Raw genomic sequence first — 17,706 nt, 5'->3', positions numbered from 1 at the left:
GAGATCTACACGTCGGTCGGCCTGCAGAAGCAGGGCAAGAACCTGTTCTACCGCGACCTGCTGCACCACCTGTCGCATTCGAGCGACCGCTTCATCATCGCGCCCGGGATCAAGGGCCTCGTGATGCTCGTGTTCACGCTGCCGTCGTTCCCGTACGTGTTCAAGATCATCAAGGATCAGTTCCCGCCGCCGAAGGAAACGACGCGCGCGCAGATCATGGAGAAGTACCAGCTCGTGAAGCGCCACGACCGTCTCGGGCGGATGGCCGATACGCTCGAGTATTCGAGCGTCGCGCTGCCGCTGTCGCGGCTCGACCATGCGCTCGTGCGCGAGCTGGAAAAGGAAGTGCCGTCGCTGCTCGAATACGAGGACGACAACCTCGTGATCAAGCACCTGTACATCGAGCGCCGCATGACGCCGCTCAACCTGTACCTGCAGAACGGCACCGACGCGGACGTCGAGCACGGCGTGAAGGAGTACGGCAACGCGGTGAAGGAGTTGATGAAGGCCAACATCTTCCCCGGCGACATGCTTTACAAGAACTTCGGCGTCACGCGCCACGGCCGCGTCGTGTTCTACGACTACGACGAGATCGAGTACCTGACCGACTGCAACGTGCGGCGCGTGCCGCCGCCGCGCAACGAGGAAGACGAGCTGTCCGGCGAACCGTGGTATACCGTCGGCCCGCACGACATCTTTCCGGAAACCTACGGACCGTTCCTGCTCGGCGACCCGCGCGTGCGGACGGTCTTCATGAAGCATCACGCGGACTTTTTCGAACCCGCGCTGTGGCAGGCCAGCAAGGACAAGCTGCTGCAGGGCGAGTTGCCCGATTTTTACCCGTACGACGTGTCGCTGCGCTTCAGCGTGCGCTACCCCGAGCGCTTCGACGCGACGCCGGACGCCGGTGACGCCGGCGACGACGCAAGCGACGCGCAGCGCGCCGCCTGACGCACCGTCCGATCGAACCAAACCCGTTATCGACCTGACTTCCGCCAACGGAATCCACACCGATGAATACCCAAGACAATCCGCTTTCACACCTGTTCGACAACAACGACGCCTGGGTCAAGCGCCAGCTCGCCGACGATCCCGATTTCTTCGCGCGTCTCGCCGACCAGCAGGCGCCGGAATATCTGTGGATCGGCTGCTCGGATTCGCGCGTGCCCGCGAACCAGATCATCGGCCTGCCGCCGGGCGAAGTGTTCGTGCACCGTAACATCGCGAACGTCGTCGTGCACAGCGACCTGAACTGCCTGTCGGTGATCCAGTTCGCGGTCGACATCCTGCGCGTGAAGCACATCATGGTCGTCGGCCACTACGGCTGCTCGGGCGTGAACGCGGCGCTGCACAACCGCCGCGTCGGCCTCGCGGACAACTGGCTGCATCACGTGCAGGACGTGCGCGAACGCCACGCCGCACTGCTCGACGAATGGCCGGTCGGCGAAGCGCGCTATCGCCGCCTGATCGAGCTGAACTCGATCGAGCAGGTCGTCAACGTATGCCGCACGACGATCGTCAACGACGCATGGGCGCGCGGCCAGTCGCTCACCGTGCACGGGCTCGTGTACGGCGTGCACGACGGGCGGATGCGCAACCTCGGGATGGCCGTGTCGAGCTTCGACGCGCTGGATGCAACCTACAAGCGCTGCGTCGCGGCGCTGACCGCGCGCGGCCAGCACGCGCCCGACAACGACATGGTCGCGGCGGACGCCGCGCGGCTCGACGACGTCGCGCAGGCGGTCGCCGCCACGCTGAAGCCGTGCGACGACGCGAAGTAACCGACTCGAAGTAGCCGACGTGCGCGGCCACGCGGGCGCGGCACGCCAGCGCCCCGCCGCGCGCCATCCGGCTGAAGGTGCATCATGATGGCGGGGCCGCGCCCCCTGCATCCCGTCGCGCGACGGGTGCGCCGTGCGCACACGCCAGCCGGCGCAACGGCGGTCATGCGGCCGCGACGGCCGTCGAACTGATCTGACACCGGCACTGCCGCGACGGCGGTGCAATGCAAAGGAGCGGCGAACATGAAAACCGTACTGATCGTCGGCGCATCGCGCGGCCTCGGACGCGAATTCGTCCGGCAATACCGGCGCGACGGCTGGAACGTGATCGCGACCGCGCGCGACGACGCATCGCTTGCCGCACTGCGCGAACGCGGCGCGCACGCGCATGCGCTCGACATCGCGCAGCCCGAACAGATCGCGGCGCTCGGCTGGAAGCTCGACGGCGAACGGCTCGACGCGGCGGTGCTCGTGTCGGGCGTGTACGGGCCGCGCACCGAAGGGGTCGAAACGATCGGCGCCGAGGATTTCGACACGGTGATGCATACGAACGTGCGCGGGCCGATGCAACTGCTGCCGATCCTGCTGCCGCTCGTCGAGGACGCGCGCGGCGTGCTGGCGGTGGTCTCGAGCCGGATGGGCAGCATCGCCGAGGCGACCGGCACGACCGGCTGGCTGTACCGCGCGAGCAAGGCCGCGCTGAACGACGTGCTGCGCATCGCATCGCTGCAGACGCGCCACGCCGCCTGCATCTCGCTCCATCCCGGCTGGGTGCGCACCGACATGGGCGGCGCGCAGGCCGCGATCGATCCGGAGACCAGCGTGACCGGCATGCGCCGCGTGATCGCGGAAGCCGGCGCGGACGTGTCGCAGGCCAACGGCCGTTTCTTCCAGTACGACGGCGTCGAGCTCAGCTGGTGAGCCGGCATGACAACCCGGCGTCGTTAATTCCCGAATCGCATGATTTTGAACCGACCTGACGCGTGCCCGTGCGGCGGCGCGTCCCCCGTCCCTGCCGGCAAAGCCCCGGCGCCGCGCTATGCGGCCTGTTGCGGCCGCTTCATCGACGGCGGCGAAGCCGCGCCGACCGCCCTCGAATTGATGCGCTCGCGGTACAGCGCGTACGTGCTCGGCGCGACCGACTATCTGCGCGCGACCTGGGACGCGCGCACCTGCCCGGCCGATCTCGATGCGGACCCGAATGCGCCCGACGCGCCTCGCTGGCTCGGCCTCGCCGTCAAACGCCATGCCCGGCTCGACGAACAGCACGCGGAGGTCGAATTCGTGGCCCGCTACAAGGTCGGCGGGCGTGCGTACAGGCTCCACGAGACAAGTCGTTTCACACGCGACGAGCACGGTTTCTGGCGCTATGTCGACGGCGAAGTAAGTGAACGCTGACAAATAGTTGCCATGTCAGACGCCGGGTAATTCCCGCATTGCACAACCTGAATTTGTCGGGCTAGGATGGCCGTCAGATTGGTCATGTTGCATGGCAGGGCTTACGAATGGCGTTCAGCAAGGTATTGGTGGGATGGATGGCGGCCTGCGCGCTGTCGGCCGCTCAGGCCGGTACGGCGCCGAACGCGCAATCTGGCGCGGCCACGGCCAGCGGCTCGCTCGCCCACGCCGAGCGCTTCGATTACGGCGATTCGGGCCTCCCGCAGGTCGCCGCGAACCTCAACGAACAAATCGTCAGCATTCCGGCCGATGCTTCGGGCGCCGTGATGCTCGAGGCCACGCTGTTCAAGCCGAACGGCCCCGGCCCGTTCCCGCTCGTCGTCTTCAACCACGGCAAGAACACCGGCGATCTTCACCAGCAGCCGCGCAGCCGGCCGCTCGCGTTCGCGCGTGAATTCGTGCGCCGCGGCTATGCGGTGATCGCGCCGAACCGCCAGGGCTTCGCCGGTTCGGGCGGCGCGTACCAGCAGGAAGGCTGCAACGTCGGCAAGAACGGCCTCGTGCAGGCCGCCGACGTCGACGCGACGGTCCGCTACATGTCGCGTCAGTCGTACATCGATGCGTCGCGCATCGTCGTCGCGGGCACGTCGCACGGCGGCCTCGTGTCGGTCGCATACGGTACCGAGGCGGCGCCCGGCGTGCGCGGCATCATCAACTTCTCCGGCGGGCTGCGCCAGGACCTCTGCGACGGCTGGCAGCGCAATCTCGTCGACGCGTTCGACCAGTACGGCGCGCATACGGCCGTGCGGTCGCTGTGGCTGTACGGCGACAACGATTCGGTGTGGACGCCCGCGCTCGTCGCGCAGATGCACGACGCCTACGTGTCGCACGGCACGCAGGCGCAGTTCATCGATTTCGGCCGCTACAAGGACGACGCGCACCGGCTGATCGTCGATCGCGACGGCGTGCCCGTGTGGTGGCCGGCCGTGCATGCGTTCCTCGCGGAACTGAACCTGCCGACCTCGGTGCGCTATGCGGTCGCGAACCCGCACGAGCCGAATGCGACCGGCTATGCGTCGATCGACGCGGTCGAGGCGGTGCCGTTCCTCGACGCAGCCGGCCGCGAAGGCTATCGCCGCTTCCTGAGCCAGCATCCGAGCCGTGCGTTCGCGGTGTCGGCTGAAGGCGCGTGGTCGTGGGCCGAAGGCGGCGACGATCCGATGGCGCTCGCGCTCGACAACTGCTCGAAGCAGGGCGCGGGCGCATGCAAGCTGTATGCGGTCAACGACCGCGTCGTGTGGAACGCGAATGCGACGCAGACGGCCGACAACGGCGACGCCGACGCGCGCGCCTTGGCTTCGCGCTGACGCGCGCGTGTCGCGACGCGCGTCAGGATCGCGTTCTACCCACGTCTCTTTCCCCTCTTCCGTTTCGTGAGCGTGCGGTCCGCAGCGGCGTTCGCATGCCCGTTCTCGCGCTCTTGTGAGTCCGCGGGCTGAGCACCCCGCTCGTAACATCCGCTGAGAGCCTTTGCGGGACTTTTCCCGCCTGTTCCGAACGCCAGCGGCGCCTGATTCAACGCGCCATTTGCCGGTCGCCGGTCGCCGGTCGCCGGTCGCTAGTCGCCGGTCGCTAGTCGCTAGTCGCTAGTCGCTAGTCGCTAGTCGCCATTCGCAGGTCGCCATTCGCCATTCGCCATTCGCCATTCGCCATTCGCCATTCGCAGGTCGCAGGTCGCAGGTTGCTAGTCGCCGGTCGCATTGCGCCACACTTCGCGCCCCTTTTCCCTTCCCGCCCCGATTTTTCACCCCTCCCGCGCCCGCCCGCCCGACGATTTTTTTCTGTCGGGGGGTGTCACTCGAACGTCGTCATCTGCGGTCATTTCGGGGCATCTGGCGCGTACCGTCCCGAGCACCCCGGATCTGCGCCGAACTCCCGCCCGGCAAGGCTTTGCGGTGTTTGTAACCGGTAGTGCAACGCGCGGCGGAACACGCTAATCTCAGCGCGTTTTCCGTCTGTCGCCGCGCGGTGTCCCGTTCGATACCCGCCGCCGTTTTACTCCCCGGAGTCGCCTTGAGTACGCCAGCCACCGATGACTGGGTCGCGCGCAGCCTGCGCGCGGTCTGGCATCCCTGCACCCAGATGAAGCACCACGAGCGCCTGCCGCTCATTCCCGTCGCGCGCGGCGCGGGCCTGTGGCTGTACGACCGCGACGGCCGCCGTTACTTCGACGCGATCAGCTCGTGGTGGGTGAACCTGTTCGGCCACGCGAACCCGGACATCAACGCGGCGCTGAAGGACCAGCTCGACACGCTCGAGCACGCGATGCTCGCCGGCTGCACGCACGAGCCGGCGATCGAGCTCGCCGAGCGGCTGCACGCGCTCACCGCGCGCACGCTCGGCCATGCGTTCTTCGCGTCGGACGGCGCGTCGGCGGTCGAGATCGCGCTGAAGATGAGCTTCCACGCGTGGCGCAACCGCGGCCGCGCGGACAAGCGCGAGTTCGTGTGCGTCGCGAACAGCTATCACGGCGAGACCATCGGCGCGCTCGGCGTGACCGACGTCGCGCTGTTCAAGGACGCGTACGACCCGCTGATCCGCAACGCGCACGTGGTCGCGTCGCCCGACGCGCGCGGCGCGCTGCCGGGCGAGACGGCCGCCGACGTCGCGGGCCGCGCGCTCGACGACGTGCGGCGCCTGTTCGCCGAACGCGCCGACCGGATCGCCGCGCTGATCGTCGAGCCGCTCGTGCAATGCGCGGCCGGCATGGCGATGCACGATCCGTCGTACGTGCGCGGGCTGCGCGCGCTGTGCGACGAATTCGGCGTGCACCTGATCGCCGACGAGATCGCGGTCGGCTGCGGCCGCACCGGCACCTTCTTCGCGTGCGAGCAGGCCGGCGTGTGGCCCGATTTCCTGTGCCTGTCGAAAGGCATCAGCGGCGGCTACCTGCCGCTGTCGCTCGTGCTCACGCGCGACGACGTGTTCGCGGCGTTCTACGACGACGACACCACGCGCGGCTTCCTGCATTCGCATTCGTACACCGGCAACCCGCTCGCGTGCCGCGCGGCCGTCGCGACGCTCGACCTGTTCGCGCGCGACGACGTGCTCGCCGCCAACGCGCGCAAGTCGGCCGCGATGCGCGCCGCGCTCGCGCCGCTCGGCGCGCACCCGCAGGTGCGTCACCTGCGCGAGCGCGGCACATTGTTCGCGTTCGACGTCGCGCTCGACGGCGACGCGGCACGCGGCTTCTCGCGACGCTTCTTCGAGCGCGCGCTCGAACGCGAACTGCTGCTGCGCCCGATCGGCACGACCGTGTACCTGATGCCGCCGTACGTGATGAGCGACGACGACATCGCGTGGCTCGCGCAACGCACGCGCGACACGCTCGACGCGACACTCGCGGAGGCGGCGCGATGAAACAGCCGTCGCAGAAAACGACCGCGCCGCTGCTCGACACGCTGCAGCGCGGCCTCGCCGAACTCGATGCGCAGGGCCTGCGCCGCGTGCGCCGCACCGCCGACACCGCGTGCGACGCACACATGCGCGTCGACGGCCGCGACATCGTCGGCTTCGCGAGCAACGACTATCTCGGCCTCGCCGCGCATCCGGCGCTCGTCGCCGCGTTCGCGGAAGGCGCGCGGCGCTATGGCTCCGGGAGCGGCGGCTCGCATCTGCTCGGCGGCCATTCGCGCGCGCACGCGACGCTCGAGGACGAACTCGCCGGCTTCGCGGGCGGCTTCTCCGATGCGCCGCGCGCGCTGTACTTCAGCACCGGCTACATGGCGAACCTCGCCGCGATGACGGCCCTCACCGGCAAACACGCGACGATCTTCTCCGACGCGCTGAACCACGCGTCGCTGATCGACGGGATCCGGCTGTCGCGCGCGAACGTGCAGGTCTATCCGCATGCGGACATGGCGGCGCTCCCCGCGCTGCTCGATGCGTCGGAGGCCGAAACGAAGCTGATCGTCAGCGATACGGTGTTCAGCATGGACGGTGACCTCGCGCCGCTCGCCGAACTCGTCGCGCTGGCCGAACGCCACGGCGCGTGGCTCGTCGTCGACGACGCGCACGGCTTCGGCGTGCTGGGCCCGCAGGGCCGCGGCGCGCTCGCGGCCGCCGCGCTGCGCTCGCCGAACCTCGTGTACGTCGGCACGCTCGGCAAGGCCGCCGGCGTCGCGGGCGCGTTCGTCATCGCGCACGAGACCGTGATCGAATGGATGATCCAGCGCGCGCGCAGCTACATCTTCACGACGGCGGCGCCGCCCGCGGTCGCGCATGCGGTATCGGCAAGCCTGAAGGTGATCGCCGGCGACGAAGGCGATGCGCGACGCGCGCACCTCGCCGCGCTGATCGAGCGCACGCGCGCGCTGCTGCGCATGACACGCTGGCAGCCGGTCGACTCGCACACGGCCGTGCAGCCGCTCGTGATCGGCAGCAACGACGCGACGCTCGCGGCGATGCGCTCGCTCGACGCGCACGGCCTGTGGGTGCCCGCGATCCGGCCGCCGACGGTGCCCGCCGGCACGTCGCGCCTGCGCATCTCGCTGTCGGCCGCGCATTCGTTCGACGATCTCGCGCGGCTGGAAACCGCACTCATCGAAGCCAGCGAGCAAACCGCATGAACGCACCGCTTTCCGTTTTCGTCACCGGCACCGACACCGAGATCGGCAAGACCTTCGTGTCGGCCGCGATGCTGCACGGCTTCGCACGTCACGGCCTGCGCGCGGCCGCGCTGAAGCCCGTGGCCGCCGGTGCGGTTGAACGCGACGGCGTCTGGCGCAACGAGGACGCCGACCAGCTCGACGCGGCCGCGAACGTCGTGCTGCCGCCCGAGCTGCGCACGCCGTTCCTGCTGAAGGCGCCGGCCGCCCCGCACATCGTCGCCGCGCAGGAAGGCGTGACGATCGACCTCGACACGATCGTCGCGAGCCACCGCGAGGCGCTGACGCGCGCGGACGTCGTCGTCGTCGAAGGCGTCGGCGGCTTCCGCGTGCCGCTGAACGACACGCAGGACACGGCCGATCTCGCGGTCGCGCTCGGCCTGCCGGTCGTGCTCGTGGTCGGCATGCGGCTCGGCTGCATCAGCCACGCGCTGCTGACGGCCGACGCGATTCGCCAGCGCGGCCTCACGCTCGCCGGCTGGGTCGCGAACCACGTCGACCCGGCCATGCCGTACGCCGACGAGAACGTCGCTGCGATCCGCGACTGGCTCGCGCGCGAACATCGCGCGCCGCTGCTTGGCCGCATCGCGCACTTGGCGCCGGCCGCCCCCGAATCCGCCGCGGCGATGCTCGACATCGCCGCGCTCGTCGACACGCTGCGCCGCGCGCAGCATTGACGCCCCGATCCCCGCATTCACGACAGGAAAACCACCATGACCCAAGCCCAGACCGCCGCCGTGCAACCCGACGCGATCCCCGTGGCCGCCCCGACGTCGCAGCGCTGGCGCGTCGCCGACGTCGTCGCGCTGTTCGAGCTGCCGTTCAACGACCTGATGTTCCGCGCGCAGCAGGTGCATCGCGAGCACTTCGACGCGAACGCGGTGCAGCTGTCGACGCTGCTGTCGATCAAGACGGGCGGTTGCGAGGAGGATTGCGGCTACTGCTCGCAGTCGTCGCACCACGAGACGGGCCTGAAGGCCGAGAAGCTGATGGACGTCGACGCGGTGCTCGACGCCGCACGCGCGGCCAAGGCGAACGGCGCGAGCCGCTTCTGCATGGGCGCCGCATGGCGCAACCCGAAGGAGCGCCACATGCCTGCGCTGACCGAGATGGTGCGCGGCGTGAAGGAACTGGGCCTCGAGACCTGCATGACGCTCGGCATGCTGGAGGACGAGCAAGCCAAGGAACTCGCCGACGCGGGCCTCGATTACTACAACCACAATCTCGACACGTCGCCGGAGTTCTACGGCCAGGTGATCTCGACGCGCACCTACCAGGATCGTCTCGACACGCTCGACCGCGTGCGCGACGCGGGCATCAACGTGTGCTGCGGCGGCATCATCGGGATGGGCGAATCGCGCCGCGAACGCGCGGGCCTGATCTCGCAGCTCGCGAACCTGAACCCGTATCCGGAGTCGGTGCCGATCAACAACCTCGTCGCGATCGAGGGCACGCCGCTCGAAGGCACCGCACCGCTCGACCCGTTCGAGTTCGTGCGCACGATCGCGGTCGCGCGCATCACGATGCCGAAGGCCGTCGTGCGGCTGTCGGCCGGCCGCGAGCAGCTCGACGACGCGATGCAGGCGATGTGCTTCCTCGCGGGCGCGAACTCGATGTTCTACGGCGACCAGCTGCTGACCACGAGCAACCCGCAGACGCAGCGCGACCGCGCGCTGTTCGAGCGCCTCGGCATCCGCGCGAGCCAGGCCGACGCGCTGGCGGAGAACGCGTAAGCGCCGGCCTCGCGTCGTTCTGCGAAGGTTGCAGACGAGAAGACCGGGGCATGCCCCGGTTTTTTTTGTCCGATTCTGCGCCGGGCCGGCCTGCGCGTCGCGCATCGCGGTCTTGCCCGCGCGCCGGATCGAAGCGTCGAGCCCGATCGTCAGCGTGCGCGTCGGCGCGACTTCCGCCTGCGCGTCACACGTGTGCGGCCGCGCCGTCGAGCGCCGCGCGCACGCGCGCGACGCGCTGTTCGTCGACCGGCGCCAGCACCTCGCCGCGCGGCCGCACGCCCGAGCCGAAGTGCACCGCGCGCACGCCGGTCGCGCGAACGAAATCGCCGACCGCGTCGATCGTGAGGCCCGAGCCGGCCAGCACCGTGCAGGTCGAGCCTGCCGCCTGGCGCACCAGCCGCGTGATCGTCGCGACCGCGTCGAGCACCGACGGATGGCCGCCCGAGGTCAGCACCGACGTGACCGCCGGCACGCGCAGCAGCGCGTCGAACGCGGCATTGAGGTCGCGCGACACGTCGAACGCGCGATGGAACGTCAGGTCGCGCCCGTCCGCGGCCGCCGCGATGCGCTGGAGCGCATCGAGATCGACGTCGCCGCGCGCATCGAGCGCGCCGAACACGACGCCGTTCGCACCAGCCGCGACGGCCGCGCGCACGTCGCGCTCGATCACGCGCAGGTCGTCGGCTTCGTAGATGAACGCGCGGCTGTGCGGGCGCACGATCACGTTCACCGGGATCGCCACGGCGGCCACGACGGCCTCGATCAGGCCGACGCTCGGCGTGAGCCCGCCTTCACTGATCGCGGTCACGAGTTCGAGCCGGTCGGCGCCCGCGCGGGCAGCGGCCTTCGCGTCGCCGACGGTGGTGGCGATCACTTCGAGGAGAACGGAGGAAGCGGCGGTGCGGTTCATCGGCGGCTCGCGAATCGTCAGGACAATTCGCGCATCCTAGCCGAGCGGCATGAACCGCGCCAGCGCGACGCCGTCGCTATGCGCCGCCCGCTTCCTCGTCGATCCAGTCGATATCGCCGCACAGCACGTGCTGCGCATCGCCGATGCGCACCGCCACCGACAGCGTCACGCACGGCTGCGCCTCGTTGATCGACAGGTACGGGCGCGTCACCTGCACGCGTCCGGGCTCGGCGATCGCCGTGCGGAAATACGGCCGGCGCAGCCAGTTCGCACCCTGCGCATCCGACAGCGGCGAGAAGCGCGCCTCGGCGAGCGCGCGGTCCGCGCGCAGCACGACGTTGCGGCCGGCCTGCCGGCCGCGCGCGTCGAGCAGGAAGCAGCGCGCGGCATCGTCGAGCGCGAGGAAGTTCCAGCACACCTCGTCGAGCGGCTCGCCGGCCGCCACCCGCTCGGCCGCGCGCTCGAACGCGCGCAGGTATGGCGCGAGCCGCTGCGCGTCGCGCCGCTCGCGCGCTTCGGTCTGCTGGCGAAAGCGCTCGGTCAGCTCGCCGATGCAACCGGTCGCGGCCGCGCTGTCGGGCAGCCCGGGGGCCGGGCGGCCGAAGAAATAGCCCTGCACGAAATCGGCCTCGCACGACAGCGCGATCTGCGCGTCGTGCTCGGTCTCGATCCCCTCGACGAGCACCAGCTTGCCGGCCTCGTGCAGCAGCGTGACGAGCCCGTGCAGGATCGCGGTGAGCCCCGTGCGGTGCGCCGCGTGGGACAGCATGATCCGGTCGAGCTTCACGATGTCCGGGTTCAGCTGCCAGATCCGCTCGAGGTTCGAGTGACCGGCGCCGAAATCATCGAGCGCGATCAGGAAACCCTGCGCGCGGAATTCGCGCACGGCCTCGGCGAGCCGCTCGACGTCTTCCGCGCGCTGTTCGAGCACTTCGAGCACGACGCGGCGCGGCGGCATGCCGATCCGCTTCAGGTTCGCGAACAGCGCGGCGGCCTGGAACGGGTCGGTCAGCACGCCCGGATGCACGTTGAGGAACAGCCACTCGCGCTCGGCGCCGAGCAGCGCGAAGTTCTCGAGATGCAGCGCCTGCGCGAGCCGGTCGAGCTGCAGCAACTCGCCCTGGCGCGCGGCCTCGCCGAACACGTCGAGCGGCGACACCGCGCGGTCGAGCGCATCATGCGCGCGCAGCAGCGCCTCGTAGCCCACCGCGCGCTGGTGCGACAGGCTGAAGATCGGCTGGAACACGGTCGTGAGCGACAGGTCGTGATGCTGCGTCGCCAGGCGCTCGAGGCCGGAGCTCATCTCCCGCTCGAAACGATACGGCGATGCGGTGGCCGGACGCTCCTGTTGCGCGATCGTCATGGCGCCCTCCTGGTGATGCAGCCGAACGCGGCGGTTGGTTGAGACGGCGCGCGCAATGTCATGGTGGAATCCTCGGTTGTCCGGCCGGTGCCGGACGGTAGGCAAGCATCAAGCAAGGTCCGTGCAAGGGCCGAATACGCGCGCCGCGCCTGCGTGCGGCGCCGCCGCACCAGCATGGCGCAGGCCGGATGCACCGTTCACGTGCATGCGCACCGGCGCACTCGAACGCACCCGCCGCGTCGTCACGCTAAACTCCGTACGGTCGTTTCATTCTCCGCAATCGCCGTCTCGATGGAAATCGTCTTCACAGTCCTGATCCTGCTGCTGACCGTCGCGCTGTCCGGCGCGGTCACACGCATCCTGCCGTTGCAGCTTCCGCTGCCGCTGATGCAGATCGCGTTCGGCGCGATGCTCGCGTGGCCGAAGCTGAACCTGCACGTCACGTTCGATCCCGAAATCTTCATGCTGCTGTTCATTCCGCCGCTGCTGTTCGCGGACGGCTGGCGGATTCCGAAACGCGAGCTGTACCTGCAGCGCCGCGCTATCCTGATGCTCGCGTTCGGGCTCGTGTTCATGACGGTACTCGCAGTCGGCTACTTCGCGCACTGGCTGATACCCGAGTTGCCGCTGCCGATCGCGTTCGCGCTCGCGGCCGTGCTGTCGCCCACCGACGCGGTCGCGCTGTCGGGCATCGCCGGCAAGGGACGGATCCCGCCGCAACTGATGCACATCCTGGAAGGCGAGGCGCTGATGAACGACGCGTCGGGCTTGGTCGCGCTGAAGTTCGCGGTCGCGGCCGCGCTCACCGGCATGTTCTCGCTGCGCGATGCGTCGATCACGTTCGTGATCGTCGCCGCCGGCGGGCTCGCGACGGGCGCGCTCGTGTCGTGGGGGTTCAGCGCGCTGTCGACGCGCTTCCTGAATGCCGAGCAGGAAGGCGATCCGGCCCCCGGCATCGTGATGACGCTGCTCGTGCCGTTCGCCGCCTATCTGTTCGCCGAGCATCTCGACCTGTCGGGCGTGCTCGCGGCCGTGTCGGCGGGGATGATGATGAACTACACGAGCTTCTCCCGCAAAAGCACCGTCGCGTCTCGCGTGCGGGCCGAAAGCACGTGGGCGATGATCGAGTTCGTGTTCAACGGCATGGTGTTCATCATGCTCGGGCTGCAGTTGCCGCACATCATCGGCCGCGCGCTCGTCGACGCGCACCACACGAGCGACGCGCTCGTCGGCCGGATGATCTTCAACGTGTGCGCGATGATGATCGCGCTGTATGCGATCCGCTTCCTGTGGGTCTGGCTGCTGCGCTGGATCGCGAGCCGCCGCGCCGCGCGCCACGGCCTCGCGGGCACGATGGCCGGCGTGCGCACGATCGCGGTGATGACGGTCGGCGGCGTGCGCGGCGCGGTCACGCTCGCGGGCGTGCTGTCGATCCCCGTCGCGCTGTCTGACGGCGCGCCGCTGCCCGGGCGCGACACCGCGATCTTCGTCGCATCGGCGGTGATTCTCGGTTCGCTGATCGTCGCGGTGATCGGCCTGCCGCTGCTGCTGCGCGGCGTGCGCTCGACGCGCAACCCGCTCGCCGACGAGGAGCGCACCGCGCGCGCGGCCGCCGCGCAGGCCGCGATCCGCGCGATCGACTCGTCGCACGACGCGATCTCGGCCGATCTCGACGAATCGGGCGCCGCGCGCTGCGCGGACATCTCGGCGCGCGTGATGGACCAGTACCGCCGCCGCCTCGCCGCGCTCGCCGACGACGGCCCGACCCCGCGCGCGCAAGCCAAGCAGGCGGAGACGATGGAACTGCAGATGCGGATCGCGGCGGTGCGCGCGGAACGTTCGGTGCTGTACCGGATGCGCAGCGAAAGCAGGATTTCCGACGAGACGCTGACGAAGCTGATCCGCGAGATCGACCTGTCGGAAACGGCACTGTCGACGCGCAAGAAAGGACTCGTCTGAGCGGCTGCGCCGCGGTGCGATTGCACGGCCGCTCAAAAAAAACGGCGACGCACGAGCGTCGCCGTTTTCACATCCGCCCGCCGCGGCGTTACTTCGCGACGACGACCGGAATCCCCTTCAGCATTCCCGCGCCCTTCATCTCGTCGAGCGCGTGCTGCACTGCCGCACTCGTCGCCGCGTCGATGCCGACCTGCAGCGCGAGCTCGCGCTCCGCACGCTTCACGCCCGCGAGGTTGCGCACCTTCACGTGACCGAAGCCGCGCACGCGGGCATGCAGATCGGCCAGTTGCGCGACCTGCGCCGCATTGCCGGCGGTCACCGCGGCGAGCGCGCGCGTGAGCGTGGTTTCGTAGTCGTCCGCGAGCGCGCGCTCCATCCTGCGCTCGGCCGTGCGGCCGAACGGATCGAGCCACGTGCCGCGCAGACTGCGCACGCGCGCGAGCGTGCCGAGCACCGGCCACATCCACTGGCCGAACACGCGCTTCTTCGGCACGCTGCCGTCGCGGCCGGCCTTCGCGACCGTCGGCGGCGCCAGATTGAACTTCACGCGATAGTCCTGCCCCGGCACGCCTTCGAACTGCGCTTCGAGCGCCGTGCGGAACGCGCCGTCCGCATACAGCCGGGCAACCTCGTATTCGTCCTTCACCGCGAGCAGCCGGTAGAACGTCGTCGCGACCGCACGCGTCAGCGCATCGTCGCCCTTCGCGCGCGCCGCGTTCACCAGTGCGCGGTAGCGCTCGACGTAACGCACGCCGCCGTAGGCGTCGAGGCGCGCCTCGCGATCGGCGATCAGCTCGGCGAGCGTCTCCGGCGCGGCGTGCACGGCCACCGCGTGACGCGCGTTCCACAATGCGTCGAGGCCCGCCGCGTCGCCGGCCGCCATCCGGCCGATCGCGAACGCGAGCTTGTTCATCGGCACCGCGACGTTGTTCAGCTCGATCGCGCGCATCATCGCGGCGAGCGACACCGGCACGAGGCCAAGCTGCCACGCGTAGCCGAGCATCAGGATGTTCGCGCCGATCGAGTCGCCGAGGAATTTCGCGGCGAGCGCCTGCGCGTCGCAGCTCGACAGGTAGCCGTCGCCGGCCGCGTGATGCATTTTTTCGAGCAGCGCATCCGCGTGCAGGTTCGCGTCGGGGTTCTGCACGAACGACGCGTTCGGAATCCGGTGCGTGTTGACCACGATCCGCGTGCGCTCGTGGCGCACCGTCTGCAGCGCCTCGGCGCTCGCGCCGACGACCATGTCGCACGCGAGCAGCACGTCGGCCTGCTGCGTGTCGATGCGCACCTGGTTCAGCCACCGGTCGCTCGACGCGATCCGCACGAACGACAGCACCGAGCCGCCCTTCTGCGCGAAGCCCATGAAGTCGAGCACCGACGCGCTCTTGCCTTCGAGGTGCGCGGCCATGCTGATCAGCGCGCCGACCGTCACGACGCCCGTGCCGCCCACGCCCGTGACCAGCATGTCGTACGGCGCCGCGTCGAGATGGGTCGCGGGCACCGGCAGCGCGTCGACGCGCACGGCGAGCGCGGCTTCGTCGAACGCCGCGCCCGCGGCCTTCTTCAGCGCCGCGCCTTCGACCGTCACGAAGCTCGGGCAGAAGCCGTTCACGCACGAGTAGTCCTTGTTGCACGACGACTGGTCGATGCGGCGCTTGCGGCCGAGCGGCGTCTCGAGCGGTTCGACCGACAGGCAGTTCGACTGCACGCCGCAGTCGCCGCAGCCTTCGCATACCGCGTCGTTGATGAACAGCCGCTTGTCCGGGTCGGGGAATTCGCCCTTCTTGCGGCGGCGGCGCTTCTCGGCCGCGCAGGTCTGGTCGTAGATCAGCACGGTGACGCCCGGCGTCTCGCGCAGCTCGCGCTGCACCGCGTCGAGTTCGCTGCGGTGATGGAACGTCGTGCCCTTCGGGAACAGCCCGTGATGACCGTCGTACTTCTCCGGTTCGTCGGACACCACGACGAAGCGCGACACGCCTTCCGCCTCGACCTGCCGCGCGATCTGCGGCACCGAGATGCTGCCGTCGACCGGCTGGCCGCCCGTCATCGCGACCGCGTCGTTGTAGAGGATCTTGTACGTGATGTTCGCTTTCGCGGCGACCGCCTGGCGGATCGCGAGAATGCCCGAATGGAAGTAGGTGCCGTCGCCGAGGTTCTGGAACACGTGCTTCGTGTTGGTGAACATCGCGTGCGCGGCCCAGTCGACGCCCTCGCCGCCCATCTGGATCAGGCCCGTCGTGTCGCGCTCCATCCACGACGCCATGAAGTGGCAGCCGATGCCGGCCTGCGCGATCGAGCCTTCCGGCACCTTCGTCGACGTGTTGTGCGGGCAGCCCGAGCAGAAGTACGGCGTGCGCTTCACCGCGTCCGCCTCGTTCGACAGGATCTGCGGCGCGACGAGATCGACGACGCGCTCGCGCCGGTCGAGCGCCGGCTTGTGCCGCGCGAGCCAGGTGGCGAACACCGGCAGGATCCGCGACGGGCGCAGCTCGCCGAGCTCGGACAGCAGGCACGCGCCTTCGGCGTCGTGCTTGCCGAGCACGCGCGGGCGCGCACCGTCCGCGCGGTTGTACAGGTAGTCCTTGATCTGCTGCTCGATCACCGGGCCCTTCTCTTCGATGACGAGCACTTCCGACAGGCCGTCGACGAAGGTTTCGATCCGTGTCATTTCGAGCGGATACGACAGGCCGACCTTGTAGATCCGCACGCCGGCCGCTTCCAGGTCGGCGACGGTGAGGTCGAGCCGGCGCAGCGCCTCCATCAGGTCGAGGTGCGCCTTGCCGCACGTGACGATGCCGACGTTCGCGTGCGCGCTCGGCGCGATCCATTTGTCGATGCTGTTGGTGCGCGCGAAGTGGCGCACCGCGTCGAGCTTCGCGGCGAGGCGCGCTTCGATCGTGAGGCTCGGCAGGTCGGGCCAGCGGTTGTGCAGGCCGCCCGCCGGCGGTGTGAAGCCCGCCGGCGCCGGCCATTGCGTCTGCAGCGCGTCGAGATCGACGGTCGAGCCCGACTCGACGGTTTCCGAGATCGCCTTGAAGCCGACCCATGCGCCCGAGTAGCGCGACAGCGCCCAGCCGTACAGGCCGAACTCCAGCATGTCGGCGATGTTCGACGGGTTCACGACCGGCATGTGCCACGCGATCATCGCGAAGTCGCTCTGGTGCGGCATCGACGACGACACGCAGCCATGGTCGTCGCCGGCCACCACCAGCACGCCGCCGTGCGGCGACGAACCGTATGCGTTGCCGTGCTTCAGCGCGTCGCCGGCGCGGTCGACGCCGGGGCCCTTGCCGTACCACATCGCGTACACGCCATCGACGGTGCGCTCCGGGTCCGCCTCGACGCGCTGCGTGCCGAGCACGGCGGTGCCGCCGAGTTCCTCGTTGATCGCGGGCAGGAAGCGCACGCCGCTGCCGTCGAGCAGTTTCTTCGCCTTCCACAGCTGCTGGTCGACCATCCCGAGCGGCGAGCCGCGGTAGCCGCTGACGAAGCCGGCCGTGTTCAGGCCCTGCGCGGTATCGGCTGCGCGCTGCATCAGCAGCAGGCGGACCAGCGCCTGCGTGCCGGTCAGGAAGATCCGGCCGCGCGTGGCGGTCAGGTTGTCGGTCAGGCGGTAGTCGGATAGAGCGGGCGTGCCGTCGACGGGCAGGCGGGCGGTCATGGGGATGTCTCCTGATTGTGTGTTCTGGGCCGCGCACGGGGCGTCGGGCGACGCCGGCCGGGGCTGCGGCTGGATGGCTCTATTTTTTCGCGGGGAGACGAGAAAGTTTTTTCTCATCTTGCTCGGATGACGCCGGAGCGAGAAAAACTGCGCAGGTTTCGGTCGGAAATCGAGAGATTTTTCGCGCGGGGTGGCGGGCGGCTGTTCGGGGCGTGTCGGGGTGGGCAGGCGGGT

Annotated in this window: 13 protein-coding genes; 10 read left to right on the top strand and 3 right to left on the bottom strand. The window is 69.5% G+C overall.

The genetic code is table 11. The annotated features are described in order from the left end of the window. The 9 genes from aceK to bioB form a co-directional block, all read left to right on the top strand. A partial coding sequence (gene aceK, locus DIE04_RS26730; protein ID WP_124523394.1) for a bifunctional isocitrate dehydrogenase kinase/phosphatase occupies window positions 1-951 on the top strand: 951 nt, incomplete at its 5' end. Between the two features lie 62 nt (window positions 952-1,013). Beyond that, window positions 1,014-1,781, top strand: coding sequence for a carbonate dehydratase (gene can, locus DIE04_RS26725; protein WP_124486578.1), 768 nt, complete (start codon window positions 1,014-1,016; stop codon window positions 1,779-1,781). Window positions 1,782-2,024: 243 nt separating this feature from the next. Then, window positions 2,025-2,702 carry an SDR family oxidoreductase gene (locus DIE04_RS26720; RefSeq protein WP_044846181.1) on the top strand — a complete coding sequence of 226 codons (678 nt, stop codon included), beginning with the start codon at window positions 2,025-2,027 and terminating at the stop codon, window positions 2,700-2,702. A 39-nt stretch (window positions 2,703-2,741) separates the two neighbouring features. Continuing rightward, window positions 2,742-3,179, top strand: coding sequence for a YchJ family protein (locus DIE04_RS26715; protein WP_044846180.1), 438 nt, complete (start codon window positions 2,742-2,744; stop codon window positions 3,177-3,179). A 107-nt stretch (window positions 3,180-3,286) separates the two neighbouring features. Continuing rightward, on the top strand, window positions 3,287-4,546 hold the full coding sequence (locus DIE04_RS26710; protein WP_124520652.1) for a dienelactone hydrolase family protein: 1,260 nt from the start codon (window positions 3,287-3,289) through the stop codon (window positions 4,544-4,546). A 706-nt stretch (window positions 4,547-5,252) separates the two neighbouring features. After that, the gene (gene bioA / locus DIE04_RS26700; RefSeq protein WP_124520650.1) at window positions 5,253-6,599 is read left to right on the top strand and encodes an adenosylmethionine--8-amino-7-oxononanoate transaminase; all 1,347 of its coding nucleotides are present in this window, start codon (window positions 5,253-5,255) and stop codon (window positions 6,597-6,599) included. Then, window positions 6,596-7,807 (top strand): 8-amino-7-oxononanoate synthase, encoded by a 1,212-nt coding sequence (gene bioF / locus DIE04_RS26695; RefSeq protein ID WP_124520649.1) that lies wholly within the window; start codon window positions 6,596-6,598, stop codon window positions 7,805-7,807. The genes bioA and bioF overlap by 4 nt, the downstream gene beginning before the upstream one ends. Further along, window positions 7,804-8,523, top strand: coding sequence for a dethiobiotin synthase (bioD, locus tag DIE04_RS26690; RefSeq protein WP_124520647.1), 720 nt, complete (start codon window positions 7,804-7,806; stop codon window positions 8,521-8,523). The genes bioF and bioD overlap by 4 nt, the downstream gene beginning before the upstream one ends. A gap of 36 nt (window positions 8,524-8,559) precedes the next feature. Beyond that, the gene (gene bioB, locus DIE04_RS26685) at window positions 8,560-9,579 is read left to right on the top strand and encodes a biotin synthase BioB (protein ID WP_124520646.1); all 1,020 of its coding nucleotides are present in this window, start codon (window positions 8,560-8,562) and stop codon (window positions 9,577-9,579) included. A 184-nt stretch (window positions 9,580-9,763) separates the two neighbouring features. On the opposite strand, the gene DIE04_RS26680 is transcribed toward bioB, so the two are convergent. Together DIE04_RS26680 and DIE04_RS26675 are read right to left on the bottom strand one after the other, a co-directional pair. Next, complete coding sequence (locus DIE04_RS26680) at window positions 9,764-10,489, bottom strand: copper homeostasis protein CutC (protein ID WP_124520644.1); 726 nt, start codon at window positions 10,487-10,489, stop codon at window positions 9,764-9,766. 76 nt (window positions 10,490-10,565) lie between these two features. After that, window positions 10,566-11,852, bottom strand: coding sequence for an EAL domain-containing protein (locus tag DIE04_RS26675; RefSeq protein WP_044846173.1), 1,287 nt, complete (start codon window positions 11,850-11,852; stop codon window positions 10,566-10,568). 291 nt (window positions 11,853-12,143) lie between these two features. Between DIE04_RS26675 and DIE04_RS26670 the strand changes: the two genes are divergently transcribed. Beyond that, window positions 12,144-13,811 carry a Na+/H+ antiporter gene (locus DIE04_RS26670; RefSeq protein WP_124486591.1) on the top strand — a complete coding sequence of 556 codons (1,668 nt, stop codon included), beginning with the start codon at window positions 12,144-12,146 and terminating at the stop codon, window positions 13,809-13,811. Between the two features lie 88 nt (window positions 13,812-13,899). Here DIE04_RS26670 and DIE04_RS26665 read toward each other — a convergent pair whose 3' ends face one another. Continuing rightward, entirely contained in the window at window positions 13,900-17,472 is a 3,573-nt protein-coding gene (locus DIE04_RS26665; protein WP_124520643.1) for an indolepyruvate ferredoxin oxidoreductase family protein, read from the bottom strand. Window positions 17,473-17,706 lie beyond the last annotated feature (234 nt).

This window comes from Burkholderia sp. Bp8994, from assembly GCF_003853805.1.
Classification (GTDB): domain Bacteria; phylum Pseudomonadota; class Gammaproteobacteria; order Burkholderiales; family Burkholderiaceae; genus Burkholderia.
Note: the sequence above shows the minus strand (reverse complement) of the source record. Positions and strands in the feature narration are given on the sequence as shown.

Coding starts and splice junctions, on each gene's coding strand:
- DIE04_RS26710 (WP_124520652.1), top strand. CDS start 3,287: ATGGCGTTCAGCAAGGTATTGGTGGGATGGATGGCGGCCTGCGCGCTG.
- DIE04_RS26720 (WP_044846181.1), top strand. CDS start 2,025: ATGAAAACCGTACTGATCGTCGGCGCATCGCGCGGCCTCGGACGCGAA.
- bioF (WP_124520649.1), top strand. CDS start 6,596: ATGAAACAGCCGTCGCAGAAAACGACCGCGCCGCTGCTCGACACGCTG.
- can (WP_124486578.1), top strand. CDS start 1,014: ATGAATACCCAAGACAATCCGCTTTCACACCTGTTCGACAACAACGAC.
- DIE04_RS26670 (WP_124486591.1), top strand. CDS start 12,144: ATGGAAATCGTCTTCACAGTCCTGATCCTGCTGCTGACCGTCGCGCTG.
- DIE04_RS26715 (WP_044846180.1), top strand. CDS start 2,742: ATGATTTTGAACCGACCTGACGCGTGCCCGTGCGGCGGCGCGTCCCCC.
- bioD (WP_124520647.1), top strand. CDS start 7,804: ATGAACGCACCGCTTTCCGTTTTCGTCACCGGCACCGACACCGAGATC.
- DIE04_RS26665 (WP_124520643.1), bottom strand. CDS start 17,472: ATGACCGCCCGCCTGCCCGTCGACGGCACGCCCGCTCTATCCGACTAC.
- bioB (WP_124520646.1), top strand. CDS start 8,560: ATGACCCAAGCCCAGACCGCCGCCGTGCAACCCGACGCGATCCCCGTG.
- DIE04_RS26675 (WP_044846173.1), bottom strand. CDS start 11,852: ATGACGATCGCGCAACAGGAGCGTCCGGCCACCGCATCGCCGTATCGT.
- DIE04_RS26680 (WP_124520644.1), bottom strand. CDS start 10,489: ATGAACCGCACCGCCGCTTCCTCCGTTCTCCTCGAAGTGATCGCCACC.